Origin of the sequence: Streptomyces sp. NPDC001137 (assembly GCF_040298885.1) — a bacterium.
Taxonomy (GTDB): Bacteria; Actinomycetota; Actinomycetes; order Streptomycetales; family Streptomycetaceae; genus Streptomyces.
Map to the genome: position 1 here is coordinate 1 of NZ_JBEPBA010000008.1, position 23,255 is coordinate 23,255.

The window sequence follows — 23,255 nt, forward strand, 5'->3', positions numbered from 1 at the left end:
GGCGACTCGTCGTCGTCGAACAGCGGCAACTCGGGGCAGCAGCAAGCCTGTCAGGCATCGACACCGGCTGAGGCGCCCCGGAGGCGAGCCCGACCATGGAAAGGGCGGGCATGACGTGGCCGAACTGCGCCTGGGTCCACTGCTGAGGTATGCCGACGGCTCGTCCGCGACGGTCTGGGTCGAGACGAGCCGTCCGTGCACCGCCGAGGTGCGCTGCGCGGACGGCGCACGCGGAGAGGCCCGCACCTTCCAGGTCGCGGGCCATCACTACGCCCTCGTACCGGTCACCGGTCTCACTCCGGGCACGACGACGCCGTACGACGTCCTCCTCGACGGCACGCGCGTGTGGCCGCTGCCCGACTCGCCCGGCTCCCCGCGGAGGTTCCCGCCCTCCGTCATCCGCACCCCGCACGAAGGCGACGGTGTCCGGGTCGCCTTCGGCTCCTGCCGCTGGGCCGCCCCGCCCGCCGACGCGCACGACCCTGTCGGCCCGGACGCGCTGGACACCCTCGCCGCGCACATCGCGTCCGACCCGGACGGCGAACGGCCGGATGTGCTGCTGCTGTTGGGCGACCAGGTGTACGCCGACGAGACCTCCGAGGCGACCCGCCGCTGGCTGGCCGCCCGGCGCGACCTGAGCGACCCACCGGGCAGCGAGGTCGCGGACTACGAGGAGTACACCCGCCTCTACTACGAGTCCTGGCTCGACCCCGAGGTGCGCTGGCTGCTGTCCACCGTGCCCAGCTGCATGATCTTCGACGACCACGACGTCATCGACGACTGGAACACCTCCGCCGCCTGGCTGGAGGACATGCGGGCCACCCCCTGGTGGCGGGAGCGGCTGCTGAGCGGCCTGATGTCGTACTGGGTGCACCAGCATCTGGGGAACCTCTCGCCGGCCGAACTGGCGGCCGACCCGCTGTACGCGGCCGTACGCGAACTGCCCGACGCCACCGACGAGTTGCGCGCCTTCGCCTGCAAGGCCGATGCCGACCCGAGCGCCGTGCGCTGGAGCTACCGGCGCGACTTCGGCCGCGTACGCCTGCTGATGGTGGACACCCGGGCGGCCCGCGTCCTGGAGGAGGACGACCGGGCGATGCTCGACCCCGGGGAGAGCGAGTGGCTGCGCGAGCAGGCCCTGACGGAGCGGGGGTCCTACGACCACCTCCTCATCGGGACCTCCCTGCCCTGGCTGCTGCCGCATCTGGTGCACGACGCCGAGGCGTGGAACGCGGCGCTGTGCCGGGGCGAGCGCGGGGCGCGCTGGGCGCGGTTCGGGGAGGATCTGCGGCGGCGGGCCGACCTGGAGCACTGGGCGGCCTTTCCGGCCTCCTTCACCGCGCTGACCGAGCTGATCGCCCAGGCCGGTTCGGGGGCCGAGGCGCCGGCGACGGTGCTCGTCCTGTCGGGGGACGTGCACCACGCGTATGTGGCCGAGCCGGTCTGGCCCTCCGGCGCCCCGGACGCCCGGGTGCTGCAGTTGACCTGCTCCCCCGTCCACAACTCCATTCCGCTGTCGATCCGGATCGGCTTCCGCTTCGGCTGGAGTGCGGCCGCCCGCGCCCTCGGCCGGCGCTTCGCCCGGCACGGGCGGTGCGAGCGGCCGGCGGTCGACTGGCGCAAGAAGGGCGGCCCCTGGTTCGGCAACCAGCTGCTGACGCTGACGCTCAAGGGCCGCTCGGCGCGGCTGCGGCTGGAACAGGCACAGCCGAACAGGGCGCTCAAGACCGTGGAGGAGTCCGCGCTCACCTCCCTGTGAGCAGGGGGCGCGGTGGCGCAACAGCCGTATCTCCTGATGGGTCGTCAAGGTTGATACCGCGAAAGGTAGTTCGCGTTCAGTGTGCCCACGGAAGGCGTGCACTGGGTGACGGCGGCGGAGGCCCGACCAGGGGTGGATTCGGTCACACTTTCGGACGCGGACGCGGTCGTCGGGGCGCCGGCCACGTGCGGCTACGGGCGAAACGGAACCGGAAACGGAACCGGACCGATGGCCGAATGTTGAACTTGCAAGCATCAATGGGGCAGACCTACGGTGAATTGCTCGCTCGGCTCGTCCCCCCGACCGGTCCGCCCCGGACCGGCCCGACCGAAGGAGTACCCCCCACATGACCGCTCGTCTCAACAACGCGCAGCCGTACGCCCTCGGACTGTTCCGCATCGTCGTCGGTCTGCTCTTCACCTGCCACGGCGCCGCCTCGCTCTTCGGCGTCCTCGGCGGCGCGGCAGGCACCGACGGCGGCACCGTCGAGACCGGCGCCTGGCCGTTCTGGTACGCGGCCGTCATCCAGCTGGTCGGCGGCATCCTCGTGCTGCTCGGGCTCACTACGCGCGCAGCCGCGTTCATAGCCTCGGGCTCGATGGCGTACGCCTACTTCAAGGTGCACCAGCCGAACGCCCTGTGGCCGATGGAGAACGGCGGCGAGGCCGCGGCGATGTTCAGCTGGGCCCTTCTGCTGCTGGTCTTCACCGGCTCCGGCGCCTTCGGCCTGGACCGGCTGTTCGCAAAGCGCGCCACGGCGCAGGACAAGGCCGCGGCGGAACAGACACCGGTCACTGTCTGATCCTGTGCGCTGATCCCAGGGCCTTCCCCCGACGGCGGGGAAGGCCCTGTGCGTTCTTCAACGGCGGTGTGCGCTCAACGACCCTGTGCGTTCAAAGACCTGTGCTTCAAGGGCCGACGGCGGCCGGTGAACGTCCTGTGCCGATCCCACGCGCCCCCCATGAATCTCCCGTCACAGCCCGGGCGTACGCTGTATGGCTGTCATGGCCGCCCTTGCCGCTCCCTCGCGACGTTCGCGGCACGGTCCGGTCCACGGGGGAGTCACGGGGAGTTCGCGGTGCTGGAGAGTGTGGAGCTGCTGACCGGCAGCCCATGGATCTACGCCATGGTGGCGCTGTCGGTCCTGCTCGACGTGTTCGTGCCGGTCCTGCCGAGCGGGGTGCTGGTGATCACGGCCGCCACGGCGGCGGCCGCGGGCTCGGCGAGCGGCCAGGTACCGCACGCGGTCCCCGACATCCTGGGCCTGACGCTCTGCGCCGCCGTCGCCTCCGTCCTCGGCGACCTGGTGGCATACCGACTGGCCTGGCGCGGCGGCGAACGGCTGGACCGCGCCATCGCCCGCTCCCGCCGGCTGACCACCGCGCAGGAACGTCTCGGCGCCGCCCTCGCCCGCGGCGGTGGCGCCCTGGTCATCCTCGCCCGGTTCGCCCCGGCCGGCCGCTCGGTCGTCTCCCTCGGCGCGGGCGCCGCCCACCGCCGCGCCCGCGAGTTCCTCCCCTGGTCCGCCCTCGCGGGCCTGACCTGGGCGACCTACAGCGTGGCCCTCGGTTACTACGGCGGCCAGTGGCTCGGCACCACCTGGGTGGCCACGGCGGTCTCCGTACTCGCGCTGTTCGGGGCGGGGGCGGGGGCGGCGTATGTGATGCGGCGCCCGGCGAAGGCGTCGTAGGCCCTGGGACCGAGGCCGGGCGGACGCAACGCACGCCGGGTCGGGCAGCGCCCCTTTTTTTGGGGGCGCGGGGCTGTGTCGATTTGCGGCTCCACCGCGCGGGCGCGACCAGCCACGACGGAGCCGCAGACAACTGACCACCCGAGCGCACCCGCGGCGGAGCCGCAGCCGCCAAAGCTAGGCAGAAGCCTTCTGCCCCCGCACCTCAAGCCCGGCCAACAACTCGGCCGTGGCCTCGGCAACCGCCTCGACGGCGCGGTCGAAAACCTCCCGGTTGTGCGCGGCCGGCGCCCGGAAGCCGGACACCTTCCGCACGAACTGCAGGGCCGCAGCCCTGATCTCTTCCTCCGTCGCCTCTTCGGGCAACGCGGGCGGGCGAAGTGTCTTGATGCTCCGGCACATGGGACCAGTCTCACCCAACTGCGGGGCTACTGCGATGATCCTTCGCAAGGCGGCCACCACCACGGGGCCGACCGACGGAAGGACAAAAGAATCATGGCGAACGACGCACTCACCGTGGCCGTCCTCGGCCCCGGCGGCATCGGCGGTCTGCTCGCCGGGCTGCTGTCCCGCGCCGGCCACCGCGTGATCTGCCTGGCCGGCGAGGCCACCGCCGCAACCCTGCGCACGGACGGGATCCAGATCCGCAGCGGCCTGTTCGGCGACTTCACGACCGGCGTGGACGCGGACACCGTACTGCGCGAACCGGTCGACGCCTGCCTGGTCGCGGTCAAGCACACCTCCCTCGACGCCGCCCTCGACCGCGTCCCGCCCACGGCCCTCGGCGACGCCCTCCTCGTACCGTTCCTGAACGGCGTCGAACACCCGGCGACCCTGCGCGCCCGCTACCGCCCCGAACTGATCGCCCCCGCGGTCATCCGCGTCGAGTCGACCCGGGTCGCGGCGGGAGTGATCGAGCACGGCAGCCCCTTCGCCGAGATCGACCTGACCGGCGAGAAAGTGGACCGCGACCGGCTGGACTCCCTGGCCGAGACCCTCGGCGCCGCCGGTCCGGCAACCCGCGTGCTCGACGACGAGGCGGCCGCCCTGTGGGCGAAGATGTCGTTCCTCGCGCCGTTCGCCCTCCTCACCACCCGCTACGGCCTCCCGCTCGGCGAGATCCGCACCCGGCACCGCGACGAGCTGACGGCCCTGGTGGAGGAGACCGCCGCGGTCAGCCGTGCCAACGGAGGCCCGGCGGATCCGGCCCAGGCGCTGGGCCGCTACGACGCCTTCCCGCCCCGGACCAAATCCTCGATGCAGCGCGACGCCGAGGCGGGCCGCCCGCTCGAACTGGACGCGATCGGCGGGGCGTTGCTGCGCGCCGCCGAGCGGCACGGGGTGCGTGTGCCGGTGACGGCGCGCGTGGTCCGGGAACTGGCGGACACCGGCCACTGACGCCGGAGCAGCAGGGCCCGAGCGGGTCCCGTCACGCGGGCTGCCGTATGGACTCCAGGTCCACCCGCCAGTCGTTGGACGTGATCGGATGCCCCTTCGGGTACTCGATGCAGACGGGCCCGAGCAGGGTGAACCCGGCCCGTCGGCAGACGGCGTTCGACGGGCCGTTGTCCTCCTTCGGGAAGGCGTGCAGATACCGGTGCTCACCGGCATCCCGCGCGGCCTCCACCACGGCCCGCGCCGCCCCCACGGCCAGCCCCCGCCCCTGGAACTCGGGCAGCACCCCCCAGCCCGCCTCCCACACCGTGCCGCCCCGCCACTCCTGGGCCCAGAACCCGACCGAGCCCACGCTCTCCCCACTGCCCGCCAGCACGACCCGGTACATCTGCCCGGGCCCCGGCTCCAGGTACCGCCGATGCCGGTCTGTGAGCTTCTCCTCGCTCTCAGGACCGCCCAAGTGCACCGTCATCTCAGGGCTGTTGGCCCGCCGCAGCAGCCAGAAGTCGCCCTCGCCCCAGGGCTCCAGCCGCACCTTCTCCACGCCCACGAAGTCCATGCCGCCAACCATAGAAGCCGCCTCTGACAACGCCCCTGGGGCGCCGCTGCGGCGGTCGGCCACCCTTCCGCATGAACCCCGGGAAGGCACTCGCATCCCAAATTCGAACAGGCGTAGCATTGGGCCGTGGCTACGACCTACGACTTTCCGAGTGACCTCCTCGCCGGTCAGGAGGAGCTGCATCAGGTCCGTTCGGAGCTGTCGGCCCTGCTCAAGCGGCTGCCCTGGTCGGTCGAGCCCCTGGACGGCTTCAGCGACACGGGCGGCTGGCGCAAAGTGGAACGCCCGGCCTCCCCCGGCTGGACGGCCGACGAACAGGCCGAGGTGGAAAAGCTCCGCCGACGCGAACACGAACTCGCGGTATTCGTCAGCACCCACCGCTTCTGGGCGGAAGTCGCCACCGAAAACCGAGTGGACGCCCGCACCAAACTGAAGCACGCCCACGAGGCATGAACGACCCGGCACAAGAAGACCCCGGCCGTGATCGGCCGGGGTCTTCTTCTCTGGAGCGCCCCCGCCACACGACACCGATACGCGCGCGTTCATCACGATCAGGTGAAGGTCCCCGATTTGAGGCAACCACACAGATCCTTCACCAGTCACACACGCGCAAGTCACAAGCACGCCCCAGGGGGGAACATGAGCAACCAATACCCGCAGCAGCCGCAGCAGCCCGGCTGGAACGGCCCGCAGCAGCCTGGGCAACCTCAGCCGTGGGGTGGCCCGCAGCAGGGATGGGGTGCGCCTCCTCAGCCGCCGAAGAAGTCCAGCGCCGGGAAGATCATCGGGTTCGGGTGCCTCGGATTCGTCGCCGTGCTCGTGCTGATCGGCATCATCGGCGCCGTGGCAGGAGGCGGCAGCGACTCGAAGTCCGACAAGGCCAACGGCTCCAACAGCGTCAAGGCCACCGCCGACGCGCCCAAGAGCCAGAAGCCGGCCGCCGACAAGGGCAAGGGCGAGGACGCGGAGAAGACCGACACCAAGCCTGCGAAGAAGGTCGTCACCTTCAAGGTGTGGGGAACCGCCCCCGCCGGTGCCCTCGGTCCGCTCGACATCACGTACGGCTCGGACTCCGACACCCGCCAGGGAAGATTCAAGAACGGCAAGTTCGAGGCCACCCTCCCCTTGAACAAGGACGCGATGTACTACACGGTGAACGCGCAGCTCCAGGGCTCCGGGGACATCAACTGCTCCGTCACGGTCGACGGCCACACGAAAAAGGGCCACGCGGCCGGCGGCTACAACATCTGCGACGCACAGCTGAGCTCCGGCCTGCTCGGTGGCTGGGACTGACGGAGTCACCATGCTCCGTACCACCGCGCTCGTCTCCGCGACCACCGTGGCGCCACCGGCACAATGAAGGCGCAACGAGCGCACACCGCTGCCGTTGAACGGCTCGCGCTGGGTATGTGGATCGGATGTGGACTTCGATCACAGGAAAAGGCCTCCCGGCGATCACACCGAGAGGCCTCTGACCTGCTATTCAAGCCCGGTGGGCGCGGACGGTTTCGAACCGCCGACATCCTGCTTGTAAGGCAGGCGCTCTACCGCTGAGCTACGCACCCTGGACAGGTCGACAGCCTACATTGTCCCGGGCGCTGTCCTGCAATCCCGTATCACGGGCGGGCAGGACGGCAGCGTTACTCCTGGAAGCCGAGCGGGAGTACGTCCTGCTCCCAGGACGTATGCCCGGCCGCGTGCCCCGAGCGGTGTTGAGCACGCTGGTCACCCACTTTCACTCCGCGTCCAGACGGCACGAATCGTGTCCGTGGTCCGGGGAGGCGGGGGCGGGGTCCCTCACGCCCCGGGCTACCCGGTCCGGCCTGGACGGTCCGATGCCCGTATCCATCGCTCTGGTGGGTACGGGGCGGTGCCGTCCGTCGCCGGATCGAGTGCCCGAGGGCGCGCCGTCCGATCGCCACGGCTGCCGCGTCGTGGCGAGTGGTCTTACGGATCTTCGTCGTGAGGGGTTTCTGCCAGTGCTGGGCGCCCCAGCGGCTGGTATAGGCCGGGTCCACCGCGACGATTGCTACGTTCTGCTCGGCAGCCATCGATACGAGCCTGGCCTTGAGCTTGATGGTCGGGAAGCGGGAGATGAGCCGGCGGAAACGCTTGTTTCCACCGTGCGCCTCCCGTGTGCTGCCCTCGCTGAAGTCGAGGTCTTCGATCGCGATCGCAGCCGCCCCGGTTCTCCGAGTGTGGTGGAGCAACCGGGGCCGGACTCTCCGTCTGCGGCCAGGAACATGCGTGCGGCATCCCAGCGTTCTCGCCACGCCTGCGCGCTGAGCCCGGCCTCGTCCAGATGATGCCGCAGGTGCGCGAGTTTCTTGCCGCCGCGGACCACACTCACCCGCCCGGTGGACCAGTCCGACTCCCGGGCAGCCAGCCGGTCGCGGAGCACCTGAAGGCGTCGCGACTTGGCATGCCACTCCGATCGTGTGGCATAGCCACGCACCAACCGGGCCCGCTTGTCGGCCTTGGCACCCAGCGGCCGGGCCGGCCTGGCCTCGATCCGTGTGATCTGCCCCCGCAGCCACGCCATCTCGGCAGCATGTCCGCGCCTGGCGAGCGCCCACTGGTCGTGCGTCGCCTTCGTGACACTTCCTGCCCAGCGCGCCGATGAGAGCACCGACAACTCCCGCTTCCGCGCCGCCCAAGAGGAAGCATCGTGGTCGGTCCCCTCCCGGGACCGCACCGCGAGATCTTTCGACGCCAGAGAGCCGAGGAACACACCCACGGCGGTCAGCACTGTCGCCTCTGCCGACGACACCCGCAGTCGCGATCGGATGGTCACGCCGACAGGACCGGGCACCACGAAGGCCGGCTTCAGCCCACGCAGCCCTGTCATCTCGCCCCTCTGACGTCGAAAGTCCGTTCATCATGCACAACGACGACCATCCGAAAAGGTCACTCATTCGACGCACGCACGTGTGTCCTTCAAGCCCATACGGGGGCTAACCCCACCCCAGACCCGGTAGCCGCCCGGATCCCCCCACCACCCCCCACTCCGTACCGTCGAAGCCCTCAGCATCCGTCCAGGGGGAGATCGTCATGGCCCGCGTCCGTGCCCGTTCCGTTGTTGTCCGTGGTGGTCTTGCTGTCGGGGGCGTGGTCGTTCTTGTCGGGGCGGTTGCCGGGTGTGGGGCTTCTGCGGGGGACGACAAGGAGCCCGACCATCGGGCGTTCGCGCTGGCGGGGCACACGCTCACCGTGGATTCGGACGACTCGGCGCTGGAGATCGTCGCCGCGGACGGGAATCCGGCGGGGAAGGTCGAGGTCACCCGGTGGTTCCAGGGGTCCGTCGCTCTCGGGAAGGGCCCGAAGGTGAGCTGGGCGATGGAGGGCGACAGGCTGACGCTGCGGATGAAGTGCTCCGGTGTGGTGGCCGACTGTTCGGCCAGGCATCGGATCGAGGTGCCGCGCGGGGTCACCGTGAAGGTGGAGGACGGGGACGGGAGCGTGCGGGCGCGGGGGTTCCGGGATGCGTTGAGTATTCGTACGGGGGACGGGTCCGTGCGTGTGACGGATTCCAGCGGGCCGCTGGAGGTGCACACCGGGGACGGGTCCGTGCATGCCGCGGTGTCCTCGCGGCGGGTGCGTGCCGAGGCGGGGGACGGTTCCGTGGATCTCGAACTCGGTGCCGTGCCGGACCTGGTGGACTCCCGCAGTCATGACGGTTCCGTCACCGTCGCGCTGCCGAGGGCCACGTACCGGGTGACGACCGGGACGGGCGACGGCTCGGTGGAGGTCTCCGTGCCGCGGTCCGACTCCAGCTCGCACGTGGTGTCGGCGCACACCGGTGACGGCAAAGTCACCCTGAAGACCGCGAACTAACCGGCCCGTGTGTTCGTCCTTAACCGGTGGGAGAATGAAACGAGGCACCGGCCAGGACGGATGACAGCACGGGAGAGGGATGTGACGGCGACACCTTCGCAGCCGTACTCGCCGTTGGTGCCGCGTGCACACCGTCAGGCGATGAGGGACGTCTTCACCCTTGTCGCCCTGCCTCTTGTCGTCGCGCTGGCGCTGCCCGCCGCGTTCGCCGGCGGGGGTACCCGGCGCTGGTTCGGCGGGCGGGCCGAGAGTCAGCGGGCCGAGGCGCAGGCCGCGAAGGACGCCGCGGCGGCCGCGTTCTACGAGCTGGACACCGCCCAGCGCGATCTGCGGATCTCGATCGAGACGATCACGGCGGTGGACGACACCCCTGCCGCGCGGCGGGCGGTGTCGGACTTCGAGGCGCTGGGGCGGCGGATCGACGAGGCCAGTCATCGTTATATCGAGGCCGTGGACGCGCATGATCTCGACCGGGACGATCTGGAGGCGTCGGTCGCGGCCCATGCGCGTACGGAGCTGACGAAGGCCAAGGACGAGCTGGCGAACGTCAAGCGGGAGCTGGATCGTTTCGGTGACAGTCTGGGGCCGCTGCTGGGCAAGGCGGAGACACAGCTGGCCCGGCTGGCTCCGGCGGTGGAGCGGGCGCGGCAGGGGCTGCTCGCCGCTTCGAACGCGTTGGATGCCGTGCGGGAGACGAAGCTCAGGGCGGATGATCTGGCGGCCCGTCTTGCCGCTCTCGGCCCTGAGCTGACGAAGCTGAACCAGGGTGCCGGGCAGCACGGGGTGCCGCAGACGCTGGAGCGGGCCGAGCGGGTGGCGCGGGAGGCCGAGGCGATCCGGGTGGAGGCCGAGCGGCTGCCGCAGAAGGCGGCCGAGATCGACCACCGGCTCGTCTCGCTGCGCACGCGCGCGCAGGCGCTGACCACCCGTGCCGGGCAGGTCGATCCGGTGTTGAGCGAGCTGCGGCGGCGGTTCGTGGCGGAGTGCTGGCAGGACCTGCAGCACGTGCCGGAGCAGGCCGCGGAGAACGTGCGTCAGGCGGAGCTGAAGCTGAAGGAGGCACAGGCCGCGCGGGACGCGCAGCGCTGGCCGGACGCGACCTCGCTGCTGTCGACGGTGCGGGCGCTGCTGAACACGACGGATGAGTCCGTGTCGGCGGCGCGGGACCGTCTGCAGCGGCTGAACGCCGTGCAGAAGGACCCGCAGCAGGAGATAGACCGGACGCGGTTCGCGATCCGGGACGCCCAGCGGCTGGCGATGACGGGCCGGACGACGCCGGATCCCCGGCATGCGCGTCCGCTGGACGAGGCCGTGGCCCGGCTGGAGCGGGCGATCGCCGGCTTGGAGGGCCGCCACCCGGACTACTGGCGCTTCCTCGTGGAGACGGAGGCGGTGCGCGGGACGGTGGCCCGGGTGGTCTCGCAGATCAGGGAGGAGCGCGGCGGCGGCCACTGAGCCGCCGCCCGCTCACAGCTGTCTGCTAACTGCGGTAGGCGTAGTACGCCGAGTTCGGGTACGAGGCGATCAGGCTGGCCAGCGACCGGCGGTAGGTGTCGGCGTCGTGGTAGGTCAGGTACGGGACGCCGCTGCTGCTGCGGTACGTCGTCATCATCGAGTGGTCCTTCGAGCCGTCCTTGTCGAAGTCCATCTGCAGTACGTCACCGACGTCCATCTGGTAGGCGTTGGCCAGCGCCTTCGTGCGCTTCGCGGTCTGGGTGAACCAGGACCACTCGTTGACGCCGATCCAGGTGTCGGAGTCGCTGGAGGTGCCGGAGTACCAGGTGCCGTAGTCCTCGGTGGAGCTGGTGACCTTCTTCCAGCCGCCGGCGTAGAGGGACTGGCTGAGGTAGTTGGTGCAGTCGCCGCCGGCGTGGTTGTAGCGGCGGTAGGCGGTGTTGTAGTTCTTCCAGTACTTCTCGGCGTACGTCGCCATGGCCGCGTAGTTGTACGGCGTACCGGTGCCGAGGTTCTTGGGGTTCGCGAGGGCGGGGTAGGTGGTGGCCGAGCGGGGCGCGTCGATGACGGCGCCGGGGCGGACGGGGGTCGCCCTGGTCGCCGGGGCGGGCTCGTTGACGGGGCGGGGGCCCTGGTCGGTGAGGCGTTCGCGGGTGAGCTGCCAGGTGCCGTCCGGGCGGGCGGTGAAGGTGAGTTGGTGGTGGGCGGTGAAGCCCGTGGTGGCGGGTTCGTCGCCGCGTATCTTCGCGTACGTCAGTGTGGTGTTCTCGGTGACGCGGACGGTGGCGGTGCGGCCGTGCAGCCGGGTGCTGTCGACGGTGACCTTGGTGTCGGCGGCGGTGTAGGCCTCGCCGAGCGCGGCGAGCCGGGAGCGGGTGCCGTGCAGGGAGGTCACGGTGCCGGCCTCGGAGGCGGCCAGGGCGGGCGTCAGCTGCACGCCGGCGGTCGCCTTCAGGGCCGTACGGTCGGCGGGGGATCCTTGGAGCAGGGCGGCGGTGCGGTCGGTGAGGACGGCGTCGGCGATGCGGCCGAAGGCGTCGGTGGTGGCCGCGGTGAGGGCGGGGGCGGGGGCTGCGCCGGCCGCGTGGGCGGCGGACATCGGGAGCAGGGCGGCGGCGGAGAGGGAGATGGCGGCAACGGCCGTGCAACGGGCTCTGTTCGCGGCGGACTTGCTGGGTCTCACGGGGTTTCTCCTTGCGGTGGGGGGTTGTTCATTTCACGACCGTCGACCAGGCGGGTGACTGTGCGGGGTCCAGGCCGCGCAGTTGTGCCAGGGTCTGCGGTTTCTGCACGTCCAGCCAGTCGGCCAGTTCCTTGAAGGACACGCATTTGACGCCCTTCTTCGTGCAGACGTTCTTGACGATCCGGTCGACGGCCTTCATGTAGATGCCGCCGTTCCAGTCCTCGAAGTGGTTGCCGATGAACAGCGGGGCGCGGCTGCCGTAGTAGACGCGGTTGAAGCCGTTCATGTAGGAGGTGACGGTCTGCTGTTCCCACTGGGGGTAGTCGGTGGGGTTGCCGTGGGTCTCGCCGTCGGACTGGTTGTAGAGGAAGTTGAAGTCCATCGACAGGCCCTGGTAGCCGGTGCCGGAGTACGGGAGCAGTTGGAGCGGGAAGTCCCAGACGCCGTTCTTCTTGGTGGGCCAGATCTGGAAGTCGCCGGTGGAGGAGGCGTCGTAGCGCCAGCCGTAGCTCTTGATGGCCTTGAGCAGGTTCTTCTGTCCCTCCAGGCAGGGGGCGCGGCCGCCGGTGACCTCCTTCTTGAAGTCGAAGGGGAGGGCGGGGACGTCGGCGAAGCCGGTGTTGGTCTTCCACTTCTCGACGAAGGCGTAGAACTGGTCGATCTCGCTCTTCCACTCGTCGACGCTCCAGTCGCCGCCGCCCTTCTTGCCGCAGAAGTGGCCGTTGAAGTGGGTGCCGATCTCGTTGCCGTCCTGGTAGGCGAGGCGGAGCTGTTCCAGGGTGGTGCGGATGTGGTCGTCGGTGGCGTAGTCGATGGCGGCGGCGCCTGCCGGGTGCTGGGGCGGGTGGTAGAGCTTGGCCTTGTTCTTGGGCAGCAGGTAGATGCCGGTGAGGAAGAACGTCATGTGGGCGTCGTACTTCTTCGCCAGTTCCCGGTAGTGGGAGAAGAGGTGGTCGCTGCCCTCCAGTGCGCCGTCCCAGGAGAAGACGACGAACTGGGGCGGTTTCTGGCCGGGCTTGAGGGGCTCGGCCTTCAACCCGCCGGGTTGTGGGCCGGTGTCGGAGGTGGATCCGTCGCCGAGGATCCTGGTCTTTCCGTCCCAGGTGGGTGAGGGGGTGGCTCTGGGGGCGGCGGCCTTGGGGCTCTTGCCGGTTTCGGCGGCGGGCTGGGTGTGGTCCTGGCGGGTCAGGATCAGGGAGGCGGCGACCAGCGAGGCCACCATCAGGAAGGGTGCCAGGGTCGTGAACCCCAACGGGGTGGTGCGGCGGTCGGTGCCTCCGCGGCGTCGGCCGGTGGGCGGTTTCCTGCCGGGCATGCGGCGTTCCTGGGGCATGCGGGTCTCATTCTGCGAGGGGGGTGGGGGGTGTGGTGCGGGTCCCGGGGTCAGTCGAGGCCCATGGCGCCCGACCAGACGGCGTAGGGGACGCTGGCGGCGGGCGTTCCTGCGATTCCTTCGAGCGGCAGCGGGTCCAGGGAGGCGGACAGGTCCATGCGGTAGACGACGACCGCGGTCGACACGGACCCGGAGGTGCCCGTGTACCAGGCGGCGGTGTCGTCCGCGGTGGTGCCGGACTTGCCGGTCGCCCTGGCGGTGGCGACGGTGGGGTGGGCGGTGTTCAGGGAGTCCGTGAGCGCCTGGGAGACCTGCTCGGCCACCTCGGCGCCGATCGCGCGGCGCGCGGTGGGGGTGGTCAGGCGGACCGCCGCGCCGTTGTGGGTGATACGGCGCACGGAGTACGGCTCGGTGTGCTTTCCGGCCGCGGCGAAGGTGGCGTATCCGCCGGCCATCCGGATCGCGCTGGGTGTGGAGTTGCCCAGGGAGAGCGCGGGCACCTGGGGTCCCAGGCTGGACGGCAGCAGTCCGGCCGCGATCGCCGTCTCGCGCACCTCGTCCAGACCGGTGTCCATGCCGAGCTGCATGAAGGGCGTGTTCACGTTCCTGGCGAGCGCCTTGCCGAGGCTGATGGGGCCGTAGGACTTCCCGTCGTCGTTGTGGGCGAGGACCTTCTTGCCGCTGCGGTCCCAGTACGGGCCTTCGGGCGTGAGGACGGCGACACCGTTGTCACCGTTGTAGACGGTCTGCGGGGTGATCCGGGTGGTGGGTCCGCCGCGCGTCTTGCGGACGCCGTGCTCCAGACCGGCCGCGTAGACGAACGGCAGGAAGGCCGAACCGGCCTGCACGGTGGCCGCGTTGGACTCGTTGAAGCCCTGCGTACGGTGGTCGGGGCCGCCGTAGACGGCGAGGATGCGGCCGTCGGTGGCGACGGAGGCGGCGCCGTAGTGCACGGTTTTCGCGGCCTCGGGCTTTTCCTTCTTCGCCCGTCTGCGGGCCTTGGCGACGGCGTCGGTGAGTGCCGTCTCCCGCTTGCGGTCGAAGGTGGTGTAGATCTGGTAGCCGCCGAGGTCGAACTGCTTGTCCGAGAGGTGCGCGGCCTTCTTGGCGTACTGCTGTGCCAGCTCCACCAGGTAGTCGCTCTGCTTGCCGGTGTCGTACGCCCGGGCGGACTTGAGCGGTTCGGGGAACTTCTTGTACTTCGCGCGTTCGGCAGGCGACAGCTTGCCGGTCTTGACCATCCGGTCGAGGATCCAGGACCAACGCTCCACGGCTCGCTTGTGGTTGGCCTTGGAGAGGGTGGGGTCGTAGAGCCCGGCTCCCTTCAACAGCGAGGCCAGGAAGGCGGCCTGACTGGCATTCAGGTGGGTGACGTCCGTGCCGTAGTAGGCCTGGGCCGCGCGCTGGATGCCGTACGTCCCGCGGCCGAACCAGCTGGTGTTGAGGTAGCCCTCCAGGATGTCGTCCTTGCTCATCCGGTTGTCCAGCTTGAGGGAGATCATCGCCTCGGTGAACTTGCGGCTCACCGTCTGGTTCTGCGTCAGGTAGACGTTCTTGACGTACTGCTGGGTGATGGTCGAACCGCCCTCGGTGTCCCCCTCGCCGACGGTGCGCCACAGGGCGCGGAAGAGGCCTTTGAAGGAGATGCCGGGGTCGGAGTAGAAGCTCTCGTTCTCCGCCGCGAGCACGGCCCAGCGCACGTCCTCGGGTATGTCCTTCAGCGGCATCGCCTGCCGCCGCACCCAGCCGGTACGGGCCATGGGGGTGCCGTCGGACCAGAAGTAGACGGTGTCCTGCTGGGTGGCGTAGCTGTTCAGGTTCCGCGGGATGTCGGTGGCTGCGTAGGCGACGGCCAAGGAGAGGGCGGCCAGGCCGAGGGATGCCGCGAAGCCGCCGAGTAACTGGCGCCAGGAGGGCAGCCAGCGGCGCCAGCCGGTGCGGCCGGGGCGCGGGTAGGCGGGGCGGAGGCGGCGTAACACCGCCCGGGCGAACCACTTCGTCGCCGCCCGTCGGCGGCGTGGACGGCGATGGTCGGCCCGCCGGCCACTGCGCTGTGCTGTCCCGGTCACCACCGGAAAATATCAACGATCTTCGCAGCTTCTCCACATACAAATCCGACAGGAACGATCACATACCGATCAGTAGATAACATGATGGACGCGTGACTTGGATCACACTCACTGCCGGAAGGCACCGCTAACCTGGTCGCATGCCTCGCTATGAGTACCGCTGCCGGAGCTGCGGCGACACGTTCGAACTGAGCCGTCCGATGGCCCAGTCCTCCGACCCGGCGGTGTGCCCTGCCGGGCATGAAGACACGGTGAAGCTGCTGTCCACCGTGGCGGTGGGGGGTACGGCAAGTGCACCCGCCGCGGCGCCCAAGGCCGGCGGCGGCGGGTGTTGTGGTGGAGGGTGCTGCGGCTAGCCCCTTAGGGCGTTGCCGTGCGCGTTGCCTTCAAGAACTCACGCAGGATGCGCTCACCGGCCAGGACCCCTCGCTCGGGCAGCGCGTTGACCATCGGCGCCGTCCACTCCGCCTCGGCGAGTTCGCCGTGGCCCGGGCGCCAGCCTCGGTCGGCGGCCAGCAGCAGGTCGGCGTCGAGGAGGGAGTCGCCCGCGGCCAGGGTGAGGGAGGCGCCCGTGCGGCGGGCGACCTCGTGCATCGCCGCGCTCTTGGTGAGCGGCTTGGGGACGGCGTAGATCTTGCGGCCCTGGAGGGAGACCGTCCAGCCGCGGTTCTCCGCCCACACCGCGAGTTCCTTGACCCACTCCTCGGGCAACAGCTCCCGTTCGACGACGAGATAGGCGAAGAGGTCCTCGGCGACCCGGTGCTTGCGCACCCACGCCGGGTCCGCCGTGGCCAGCAGCTGTTCCCGCACCTCGTCCAGCGGTGCGCACTGCTCGGCCAGCCGGGCCGTCACGTGCGCATGCCAGTCGAGGTCGGATACGCCGTCCACCATCAGATGGCCGCCGTTGGCGCAGATCGCGTACTTGGGTGCCGGGCCCGGCAGGTTGATGCGCTGGTACTGCTTGCGGGTCCGGGTCGTCGTCGGTACGAAGACCGCCGCGTCGCCCAGGTCGGTCAGCAGCCCGGCCGCGGTCTCCGTCATGAACGACAGCGGCTTGCTCTCGTGCACCTCGACGCAGAGCAGCCGGGGCGCCCGCGCGTCCGGCATGGTCAGCGCGAGGGCCGCGGAGGAGTAGATGAGCGTACGGTCGAGGTCGCTCGCCACCAGCACCGGCATCAGACGTTCACCGCCTTGCCGTCGGCGCCCGTGGCGCCCCGCGTGTACTTGGGGTGGATCAACCCCACGCAGGTGTACGGCAGTTCGGCCACCTCTTCCACCGGAACCCCTCTCTGCTCGGCGAGCAGTCGTACGTGGTCCAGGTCGGCGCCCGCTCCGGCCCGCGCCAGGATCTTCCACGGCACCCGGCGCAGCAGCACGCGGGTGGTCTCGCCGACGCCGGGCTTGACGAGGTTCACGTCGTGGATCCCGTACTCCTCGCTGATCCGCTCGACGGCGGCCCAGCCCTCCCAGGTCGGCTCGCGGTCACCGGACAGCAACTCCTTGACCTGCGTGGCGACGGCGTCCGCGACCTCCGGGAAGCGGGCGGCGACGGCGTCCAGGAAGTCCACCGAGACATCGGTGCCGGCGAGTTCGCGGTAGAACTTGGCGCCGTGGAAGTCGTGCGGGCCGACCAGGTCGGCGCGCAGCACGGTCCGCGAAATCAGGCCCGAGACGGTCGAGTTGAGGCAGGCCGAGGGTATGAGGAAGTCCTCCCTCGTGCCGTACGTCCGCACGCAGGAGCCCGGGTCGGCCAGCACCGCGATCTCCGGGTCGAAGCCGGTGATGCCGTCGGACGCCTCGAACTCCTCGATGGCGTCGGCGAGTTCGCGGGTGATGGCGCCCTTGCCGGTCCAGCCGTCGACGAAGACGACGTCGGAGGGGTCGTGGTGGGCGGCCAGCCAGCGCAGCGCGTTGGCGTCGATACCGCGGCCGCGCACGATCGAGACGGCGTAGTGCGGCAGGTCGAGGCCGTGCCGGAACTGCGCCCAGCGCCGCATCAGCACCCCGACGGGCGTACCGGCGCGGGCCAGCGAGACGAGCACCGGGCGGGGCGACCGCTCCGCCAGCACGATCTCCGTGACGGCGCCGACCGCCAGGGCGAGTCGCGCGGCGGACTCCTGGAGCGCCGCGTGGAACAGCTCCTGGTACTGCTCGCTCGGCTGGTACTCCACCGGCAGCGACTCCGCGTAGTGCGCTCCGCCGCTCTGGATGGCCTCCTCGCGCTCCTCGGTCGGTGCCTCCAGCGTCACGTCCGAGAGGTCCTGCAGCAGCCAGCCGACCTCCTCGGGCGGGTACGAGGAGAAGGCGGGGCCGCGGAGGGGCTCGGGCAGCATGGCGGGCCTTTCGGGTACGTACAGGGGCTCTGGCACATAGGAGGGGACGACCGCCAGCAGGACGTGCGGGGTGTGGGCGGCCAGCTGGGCCAACAGGCCGTCCGGCGCGTGCAGTTCGGGGGTGTCGGCGGCCGAGTCGACGACGGCGACCACCGCGTCGAAGCCGGCGCCGGCGACGTTGTAGGCGTAGCGCTCGCCGGGGCCGTCGGCGGGGTCGTCGTGGGCGGGGAAGACTATGCGGCTGCGTATCGCGTAACCGGGGTCGTCGACCGCGAGGACGGGTGAGCGGGTGGTCGTGGAGTAGCGCACCTCGGCGTCGGCGACCTGCTCCAGCTCGCGGGCGAGCCTCAGCGGGGCGTACATCAGCTCCTCGAACCCGAGCACGAGGACGCGGCGGGCGCCGGCCGGGAGTGCCTCTGCGAGGCGGGCGGCCATGGCGGGCAGCGCGTTCTCGAGGCGGGCGCGGTGGGCCGGCGTGAAGCCGTGACGGCCCCCGTCGGGGAGGCCGCGCGGCCAGCAGAGGTCTACGCGGGTGGGTAGGGGGTGGTTGCGGCTGTCGTCCGAGTGCGGGCCGGTGGGGGCTGATCGCGCAGTTCCCCGCGCCCCTGGGGGGTTGCGGCTGAACTCGGCTTCGACAGCACCGCCCGCAAGGGGTACGGGGAACTGCGCGACCAGCCCAGACGATCGTGCAGACGACCGACTACCAATCGCGGCACTCTCTGCCTCGTACTGCGCCACCAGCTCCTGCCCCCGCTCCAGCACGCCGTGAGGCAACCGCACCGTCCCGGAAGCGGCCGCCACGAGGTCGACCCGCGCGCCGATCTCCCGCGCGAAAACCTCCAGCCGCCCCAGATCCGCCGCCGACCGCATGTCGACCAGGGCCACCACCACGTACCGCCGCCGCGGATAGCGTCCGTGCAGGTCCCGGATGGTGTTCAGGACCGTGTTGCCCGTGGAGAACTCGTCGTCGACCAGCACCAGCGGCCCGTCCCCCACCAGCAGCGCCGGATCCTCCGGCAGCAGCAGGTGGGAGGTGGCATGCGAGTGCGACTCCTCGAAGCCGCCCGCCGGGGCCACCGAGGCGACCGGACGCCGCGTGGAGTGCAGATACGGGGCGAGCCCGATACCGTCGGCGACGGAGTGGCCAAGACCCGTCGCCGTCTCCGCGTACCCGAGGACGACCGCCCGGGCGGCCTCCTCCGCGCCCAGCAGCTCCCGCACCCGGCGGCCCAGCGCGAACCCGTATCCGTACACCACGGACGGCGACTGCGGCACATGCTTGCCGAGCACGTTGGAGACCAGCAGATGCGCCCGCTTGGGATTGCGCCGCAGGGCCAGCCCCAACAGGTCGGTCAGCTTGTCGTCGCCCACGAGTTCGACACCGAGCCGCTCGGCGACCCATGTGCCGGACCAGACCGGGTTGTTCACTGCGTTGATCACTGGCTCCTGAATACCTAGATCGTCCGGCTCAGCCGGGAATGCCCGCGGCGAGCAGATCCACAAAGCTGACGTCCTCGCGGGCGACGCCGAACACCTCGGCCCGCAGCATGGTCCGCTCGGCCCACGCGCGGTGCGGCTTCACCTCGTTCATCTTGTTGGTGTACGCCGACCTCAGCACACCCCCGCCGCCCCGCTCGGGCCGCAGGATGTCCGCGGCATCACCGAACTCTTCGTGACTGACCACGGACAGCGCGTGCACGGGCAGTACGTGGGAGGGGTGGATGCAGGTCTTGCCCAGCAGGCCGTTGGCCTGGTCCAGGGAGATCTCCCGCAGCAGCCCGTCCATGGCGTGCTCAATCAGTTTCTCGCGCAGCTCGACGGCCTGCCCCTCGAGGAACGGGCTGGTCCGCAGCATCGGCTTGAACATGCGCTCCGGGACGCGGAAGTACTCCCACACCGGCCCGGTCACCGTGAACCCGGTGCCGTCGGCCCGCCCCAGCAGGTTCACCACGTCGGAGATCACGGAGGCGACGACATGGACGTCGTACGCCGTCATGTCGGGGGCTCTGCGCAGACCGTACGAGGAGCAGAAGTCGGTCACGCCCAGGCGCAGTGCGAGCACACGGTCGCGGTACTTGTCGACGGCGCGGGCGATGCCCTCCAGGGTCTCCACCCGCGACTCGCGGTAGAGCAGCTCGGGCGACTCCAGCACCGGCATGGCGAACAGCCGGTGGCCGCTCGCGGTCTCGGCGCTCGCCAGGGCCTCCAGGAAGGGGATCCCGCGCTCCTCGGTGAACTTGGGGAGCACGAATCCGGACAGCAGCCGCACGCTCGCCCCGAACCGCTGAACGAGGTCGGGGATCTGCTCGGGCGTACGGACCCGGACGAACAGCAGCGGCAGCTCGGCTCTGTCCCGCCCGGCCAGATCGGCGAACTGGCGGACGAGGTTCTCCTCCCCCGCCGCCACGTCCGCGTCGTCGATCGAGTCCTCCAGGCACAGCACCATCGAGACCACGCCGAGTCCGGCCTGCTTGACGATGTCGTCGGCGAGCCGCGGCCTGGTGGCCGGACTGTAGAGCGTGGCGCCCAGGGCCGCGGAGAGCAGCCGGGCCGGGGAGTCCGTGCCGAACTCGCACGGCTCCTGATGGAAGAGGCGCTGCCGCACCTCCGGGGCGATGTGCCCGAAATGACGCATAGAACTCCCCCGTGACGCCAGACAAGGCTATGGATTGGGTAATGGGTGGCCGGTAATAGTACGTAGAGAGTCGTGTCAGAGGTTCCCGCAGGGCATGAATTTCTGGTAACTCGGCCATGTCGACGGCGATTCGACAAGCCGTCGACCCGGTCGCGGGGCCCCTACCCCGCGTTGTCGTGATCAGGACCGAGAGGGCAGGATGACCGCATGACGCACGCGATGCTGAAGGGGTCGAACGTCCCGCTCGAGGCCACCACGGTGCGCGCCGTGCTGCGCTGGACGCCCGGGCAGGGGGTCCCGGACGTCGACGCCTCGGCGCTGCTCCTCGGCCCCGACGGTCGTGTGCGCTCCGACGAGGACTTCGTCTTCTACAACCAGCCCCGGCACCCCTCCGGGAAGGCGAGGTGGCTCGGCAAGAAACGGGTCGCCGACGGCCTCACCGACACGATCCAGACAGATCTGGCCGGAGTCGAGGCCGATGTCAGCCGGATTCTCCTGGTCGCTTCGGCGGACGACGTCACCTTCGACCGCGTACAGGGACTGCGCATCCTGCTGTACGACGCGGCGAGCGCGTCCGAGGAGCCGCTGATCCTCTTCGACATCAAGCCCCAGACGGGCCAGGAGACCGTCCTGATCTGCGGCGAGTTGTACCGCCGTGACGACCGCTGGAAGTTCCGCGCCCTCGGCGAGGGCTACTCGGACGGCCTGAAGGGCCTGGCCACGGAGTTCGGCATCTCGGTGGACGAGTCGGAAGCCACGGACCCGGCGCCCGAGCCCTCCCAGCCCCTCCCTCCGGAGCAGCCCACCGCGGTCCCCGCGCAGCCGGCCTACGGCTACCCGCAGCAGCCCCCCGCCACGCAGCCCGCCTACGGCTACCCCCAGCCCACGGCCCCAGCCACCGGCTACGGCTATCCGCCGCCGGTGACGGTCCCGGCCGCCCCGAACCCGGACTTCCGGCTGCCGCCGCAGGGCCCGCAATTCATCGGGCGGTGAGGGAGCGCCCCCGCGACTACCGCTCCACCTTCGACTTGTAACCCCGCCCCCACTGCAGCCCCCACCCGTACAACCGGTCCAACTCCGCCTGAAACCCGTAGACGAACTTCACCTCACGCCGCACCACCAGTTCCCCCTTCACGTTCTCGATCATCACCACCGCGCACGACCGCGCCTGCGGATGCCGCTCATCGAGATGGATCTCGATCCGGGGCCCATTGCTCGGATACAGCGTCACGATCGCGTGCGTACGGTCGAACGCCGGCGTCTGGTCGTAGATGTACACGAAGACCAGCAGCCGCTTGATCTCGTCCCGGTGGTCGAGGTTGACGTACATCGTCTCGCCGGACGCCGAACCGAACCGGTCGTCGCCGCTGAGCTTGACGTAGGGCGGTGTGTTGACGTCCCCGAAGTAGTTGCCGAGCGGCTGTACGACCCCCTTGGTGCCGTCCTGGAGCTCGTACAGACACGCCAGGTCGAGGTCGACGTTGACCATGCTCTGGCTGTGGCCCATGACCTCCGGGGGCCTGAGCGCCTTGAAGGGGTGCCGCAGCAGGGACTCCCGCTGAGAGCCGCCGATGTCGGAGGTCCGCATCCGCCAGCTCAGGTTGATGCGCAGATGCCCGGTGGCGGCGCCCTGCTTGGTGAGGGAGACCTGGTGGTGCCGTTTGGTCAGCTCGATGGAGTTGGTGGCGGCGCTGCCCGAGTCGAAGTCGGCCTCACGTCCGCGCCAGAGTCCGTCCAAGAAACCCATTCCCGCCCCCAGATTCATCCGGGTCCCCCTGGACCCGGTCATCCCTTGAAACACCGGCGGGGCGGCCGGAGGCCGGCCGCCCCGCACAGAGCGTTCCCTCACCCGCAGGTGCGTCACACCCCGGACGAGATCTCAGTCTTCTCGTCCGAGCCCGCCGCTTTTCCCTCGGCTTCCGCGAGCGCCCTGTTGCGGCGCACCGAGGACCAGAAGGACCAGCCGATCAGGAGGACACCGACGAGGCCGGTGATGACCTCGTTGATCTGGTACTGGATGGTGACCATGAGGATCACGGCCAGCGCACCGATCGCGTAGTGCGCGCCGTGCTCCAGGTAGACGTAGTCGTCGAGGGTGCCCTGGCGGACCAGGTACACGGTCAGCGACCGGACGTACATGGCGCCGATGCCGAGACCCAGCGCCATCAGCACGATGTCGTTGGTGATGGCGAACGCGCCGATCACGCCGTCGAAGGAGAAGGACGCGTCGAGGACCTCGAGGTAGAGGAACATGAAGAACGCGGCCTGGCCGGCGAGGGCGACCGCCGAGCGCTTCTTGCCGGTGCGCGCGGCCTCTTCCTCCTCCTCGTGCTCCCGCTCCTCCTCTTCCTCCAGCTTGTCCTCGAAGTAGCCGGAGAGTCCACCGACGACCATGTACGTGATCAGACCCGCGATGCCGGAGATCAGCACCGTCTGCGCCTTGTCGACGTGCGCGCCGCCGTGCTGGTGGGCGTGGGTGGCGAAGGTGAAGGAGGTGATCAGCAGGACGACCAGGGCGATGCACACCGCCAGCATGTCGACCTTGCCCAGCTTGGCCAGCGGGCGCTCGATCCAGCGCAGCCACTGGATGTCCCGGTCCTCGAAGATGAAGTCGAGGAAGATCATCAGCAGGAACATGCCACCGAAGGCGGCGATCGCCGGGTGGGCGTCGGTGACCAGCTGCTGGTACTGGTCCTTGTCGGTCAGGGCCAGGTTGACGGCGTCGATGGGGTTCTTCTTGGCGGTGACCGCGACGATGACGACCGGGAAGACCAGCCGCATGCCGAAGACCGCGATGAGGACGCCGACCGTGAGGAAGATCTTCTGCCAGAAGGCATTCATCTTCTTCAGGATTCCGGCGTTGACCACCGCGTTGTCGAACGACAGCGAGATCTCGAGGATGGAGAGGATCGCCACGATGCCGAAGGCCTCCCACCCCCCGTAGAGGACGGCGACGGCCAGGCCGACCGCGGTAATCGCGAACGACCAGCCGAAGGTTTTCAGAAGCACT

Annotated in this window: 20 protein-coding genes, 1 tRNA gene and 2 pseudogenes; 11 read left to right on the forward strand and 12 right to left on the reverse strand. The window is 70.0% G+C overall.

All coding sequences use genetic code 11. From position 1 onward, the window contains the following. The first annotated feature begins 115 nt into the window (after positions 1-115). From ABT254_RS17350 to ABT254_RS17365, 4 genes and pseudogenes are all read left to right on the forward strand, one after another. Positions 116-1,759 (forward strand): alkaline phosphatase D family protein, encoded by a 1,644-nt coding sequence (locus ABT254_RS17350; protein ID WP_351470195.1) that lies wholly within the window; start codon positions 116-118, stop codon positions 1,757-1,759. Positions 1,760-1,828: 69 nt separating this feature from the next. Continuing rightward, a pseudogene (locus ABT254_RS17355) lies at positions 1,829-2,036 on the forward strand (hypothetical protein); the annotation flags it as partial. Between the two features lie 69 nt (positions 2,037-2,105). Beyond that, complete coding sequence (locus tag ABT254_RS17360) at positions 2,106-2,561, forward strand: DoxX family protein (RefSeq protein WP_351470197.1); 456 nt, start codon at positions 2,106-2,108, stop codon at positions 2,559-2,561. A gap of 276 nt (positions 2,562-2,837) precedes the next feature. Then, the gene (locus ABT254_RS17365) at positions 2,838-3,449 is read left to right on the forward strand and encodes a DedA family protein (RefSeq protein ID WP_351470199.1); all 612 of its coding nucleotides are present in this window, start codon (positions 2,838-2,840) and stop codon (positions 3,447-3,449) included. Between the two features lie 177 nt (positions 3,450-3,626). Here ABT254_RS17365 and ABT254_RS17370 read toward each other — a convergent pair whose 3' ends face one another. Beyond that, complete coding sequence (locus tag ABT254_RS17370; protein ID WP_030931896.1) at positions 3,627-3,851, reverse strand: DUF2277 domain-containing protein; 225 nt, start codon at positions 3,849-3,851, stop codon at positions 3,627-3,629. 93 nt (positions 3,852-3,944) lie between these two features. On the opposite strand from ABT254_RS17370, the gene ABT254_RS17375 reads away from it, so the two are divergent. After that, positions 3,945-4,847, forward strand: coding sequence for a ketopantoate reductase family protein (locus ABT254_RS17375; protein ID WP_351470203.1), 903 nt, complete (start codon positions 3,945-3,947; stop codon positions 4,845-4,847). A 31-nt stretch (positions 4,848-4,878) separates the two neighbouring features. On the opposite strand, the gene ABT254_RS17380 is transcribed toward ABT254_RS17375, so the two are convergent. Beyond that, complete coding sequence (locus ABT254_RS17380; protein ID WP_351470206.1) at positions 4,879-5,403, reverse strand: GNAT family N-acetyltransferase; 525 nt, start codon at positions 5,401-5,403, stop codon at positions 4,879-4,881. 126 nt (positions 5,404-5,529) lie between these two features. Here ABT254_RS17380 and ABT254_RS17385 point away from each other — a divergent pair, with 126 nt between their 5' ends. Both ABT254_RS17385 and ABT254_RS17390 read left to right on the forward strand, forming a co-directional pair. Continuing rightward, complete coding sequence (locus tag ABT254_RS17385; RefSeq protein WP_351470209.1) at positions 5,530-5,856, forward strand: DUF8825 domain-containing protein; 327 nt, start codon at positions 5,530-5,532, stop codon at positions 5,854-5,856. Between the two features lie 186 nt (positions 5,857-6,042). Next, positions 6,043-6,696 carry an MmpS family transport accessory protein gene (locus ABT254_RS17390; protein WP_351470212.1) on the forward strand — a complete coding sequence of 218 codons (654 nt, stop codon included), beginning with the start codon at positions 6,043-6,045 and terminating at the stop codon, positions 6,694-6,696. A 200-nt stretch (positions 6,697-6,896) separates the two neighbouring features. Here the strand turns inward: ABT254_RS17390 and ABT254_RS17395 are convergent. Continuing rightward, positions 6,897-6,968 (reverse strand) — tRNA-Val (locus tag ABT254_RS17395). A 75-nt stretch (positions 6,969-7,043) separates the two neighbouring features. Beyond that, positions 7,044-8,251, reverse strand: a pseudogene (locus ABT254_RS17400) (transposase family protein). 203 nt (positions 8,252-8,454) lie between these two features. Between ABT254_RS17400 and ABT254_RS17405 the strand changes: the two are divergent. Both ABT254_RS17405 and ABT254_RS17410 read left to right on the forward strand, forming a co-directional pair. Then, positions 8,455-9,237 carry a DUF4097 family beta strand repeat-containing protein gene (locus tag ABT254_RS17405; protein ID WP_351470215.1) on the forward strand — a complete coding sequence of 261 codons (783 nt, stop codon included), beginning with the start codon at positions 8,455-8,457 and terminating at the stop codon, positions 9,235-9,237. Between the two features lie 81 nt (positions 9,238-9,318). Then, on the forward strand, positions 9,319-10,692 hold the full coding sequence (locus ABT254_RS17410; RefSeq protein WP_351470217.1) for a hypothetical protein: 1,374 nt from the start codon (positions 9,319-9,321) through the stop codon (positions 10,690-10,692). 25 nt (positions 10,693-10,717) lie between these two features. On the opposite strand, the gene ABT254_RS17415 is transcribed toward ABT254_RS17410, so the two are convergent. The 3 genes from ABT254_RS17415 to ABT254_RS17425 form a co-directional block, all read right to left on the reverse strand. Then, complete coding sequence (locus tag ABT254_RS17415; RefSeq protein WP_351471067.1) at positions 10,718-11,791, reverse strand: amidase domain-containing protein; 1,074 nt, start codon at positions 11,789-11,791, stop codon at positions 10,718-10,720. 112 nt (positions 11,792-11,903) lie between these two features. Next, complete coding sequence (locus ABT254_RS17420; RefSeq protein ID WP_450751270.1) at positions 11,904-13,208, reverse strand: polysaccharide deacetylase family protein; 1,305 nt, start codon at positions 13,206-13,208, stop codon at positions 11,904-11,906. A gap of 50 nt (positions 13,209-13,258) precedes the next feature. Then, complete coding sequence (locus tag ABT254_RS17425) at positions 13,259-15,187, reverse strand: transglycosylase domain-containing protein (RefSeq protein WP_351471073.1); 1,929 nt, start codon at positions 15,185-15,187, stop codon at positions 13,259-13,261. 230 nt (positions 15,188-15,417) lie between these two features. On the opposite strand from ABT254_RS17425, the gene ABT254_RS17430 reads away from it, so the two are divergent. After that, on the forward strand, positions 15,418-15,633 hold the full coding sequence (locus tag ABT254_RS17430; RefSeq protein WP_351470220.1) for an FmdB family zinc ribbon protein: 216 nt from the start codon (positions 15,418-15,420) through the stop codon (positions 15,631-15,633). A gap of 4 nt (positions 15,634-15,637) precedes the next feature. On the opposite strand, the gene ABT254_RS17435 is transcribed toward ABT254_RS17430, so the two are convergent. From ABT254_RS17435 to ABT254_RS17445, 3 genes are read right to left on the reverse strand one after another with little or no spacing between them, the layout of a single operon-like run. Further along, positions 15,638-16,453, reverse strand: coding sequence for an HAD family hydrolase (locus tag ABT254_RS17435; protein WP_351470222.1), 816 nt, complete (start codon positions 16,451-16,453; stop codon positions 15,638-15,640). Further along, positions 16,453-19,050 (reverse strand): phosphoribosyltransferase, encoded by a 2,598-nt coding sequence (locus tag ABT254_RS17440; protein ID WP_351470225.1) that lies wholly within the window; start codon positions 19,048-19,050, stop codon positions 16,453-16,455. Before ABT254_RS17440 ends, ABT254_RS17435 begins: the two co-directional genes overlap by 1 nt. Before the next feature lie 28 nt (positions 19,051-19,078). Continuing rightward, entirely contained in the window at positions 19,079-20,245 is a 1,167-nt protein-coding gene (locus ABT254_RS17445) for an HpcH/HpaI aldolase/citrate lyase family protein (protein ID WP_351470228.1), read from the reverse strand. A 207-nt stretch (positions 20,246-20,452) separates the two neighbouring features. On the opposite strand from ABT254_RS17445, the gene ABT254_RS17450 reads away from it, so the two are divergent. Continuing rightward, a complete protein-coding gene (locus ABT254_RS17450) occupies positions 20,453-21,238 on the forward strand; it encodes a TerD family protein (RefSeq protein WP_351470231.1) in 786 nt (261 codons plus the stop codon). Positions 21,239-21,254: 16 nt separating this feature from the next. On the opposite strand, the gene ABT254_RS17455 is transcribed toward ABT254_RS17450, so the two are convergent. Together ABT254_RS17455 and ABT254_RS17460 are read right to left on the reverse strand one after the other, a co-directional pair. Beyond that, positions 21,255-21,992, reverse strand: a complete 738-nt coding sequence (locus ABT254_RS17455) for a TerD family protein (RefSeq protein ID WP_351470234.1) — start codon at positions 21,990-21,992, stop codon at positions 21,255-21,257. A 113-nt stretch (positions 21,993-22,105) separates the two neighbouring features. After that, positions 22,106-23,254: a DUF475 domain-containing protein gene (locus ABT254_RS17460; protein ID WP_351470237.1), complete on the reverse strand. Its 1,149-nt coding sequence runs from the start codon at positions 23,252-23,254 to the stop codon at positions 22,106-22,108. Between the last annotated feature and the right edge of the window lies 1 nt (position 23,255).

What these genes read in the sequence shown, in the direction of transcription:
- ABT254_RS17435 (WP_351470222.1), bottom strand. Translation starts at nt 16,453, where the DNA reads ATGCCGGTGCTGGTGGCGAGCGACCTCGACCGTACGCTCATCTACTCC.
- ABT254_RS17375 (WP_351470203.1), top strand. Translation starts at nt 3,945, where the DNA reads ATGGCGAACGACGCACTCACCGTGGCCGTCCTCGGCCCCGGCGGCATC.
- ABT254_RS17450 (WP_351470231.1), top strand. Translation starts at nt 20,453, where the DNA reads ATGACGCACGCGATGCTGAAGGGGTCGAACGTCCCGCTCGAGGCCACC.
- ABT254_RS17415 (WP_351471067.1), bottom strand. Translation starts at nt 11,791, where the DNA reads ATGTCCGCCGCCCACGCGGCCGGCGCAGCCCCCGCCCCCGCCCTCACC.
- ABT254_RS17360 (WP_351470197.1), top strand. Translation starts at nt 2,106, where the DNA reads ATGACCGCTCGTCTCAACAACGCGCAGCCGTACGCCCTCGGACTGTTC.
- ABT254_RS17370 (WP_030931896.1), bottom strand. Translation starts at nt 3,851, where the DNA reads ATGTGCCGGAGCATCAAGACACTTCGCCCGCCCGCGTTGCCCGAAGAG.
- ABT254_RS17455 (WP_351470234.1), bottom strand. Translation starts at nt 21,992, where the DNA reads ATGGGTTTCTTGGACGGACTCTGGCGCGGACGTGAGGCCGACTTCGAC.
- ABT254_RS17430 (WP_351470220.1), top strand. Translation starts at nt 15,418, where the DNA reads ATGCCTCGCTATGAGTACCGCTGCCGGAGCTGCGGCGACACGTTCGAA.
- ABT254_RS17420 (WP_450751270.1), bottom strand. Translation starts at nt 13,208, where the DNA reads ATGCCCCAGGAACGCCGCATGCCCGGCAGGAAACCGCCCACCGGCCGA.
- ABT254_RS17445 (WP_351470228.1), bottom strand. Translation starts at nt 20,245, where the DNA reads ATGCGTCATTTCGGGCACATCGCCCCGGAGGTGCGGCAGCGCCTCTTC.
- ABT254_RS17380 (WP_351470206.1), bottom strand. Translation starts at nt 5,403, where the DNA reads ATGGACTTCGTGGGCGTGGAGAAGGTGCGGCTGGAGCCCTGGGGCGAG.
- ABT254_RS17390 (WP_351470212.1), top strand. Translation starts at nt 6,043, where the DNA reads ATGAGCAACCAATACCCGCAGCAGCCGCAGCAGCCCGGCTGGAACGGC.
- ABT254_RS17405 (WP_351470215.1), top strand. Translation starts at nt 8,455, where the DNA reads ATGGCCCGCGTCCGTGCCCGTTCCGTTGTTGTCCGTGGTGGTCTTGCT.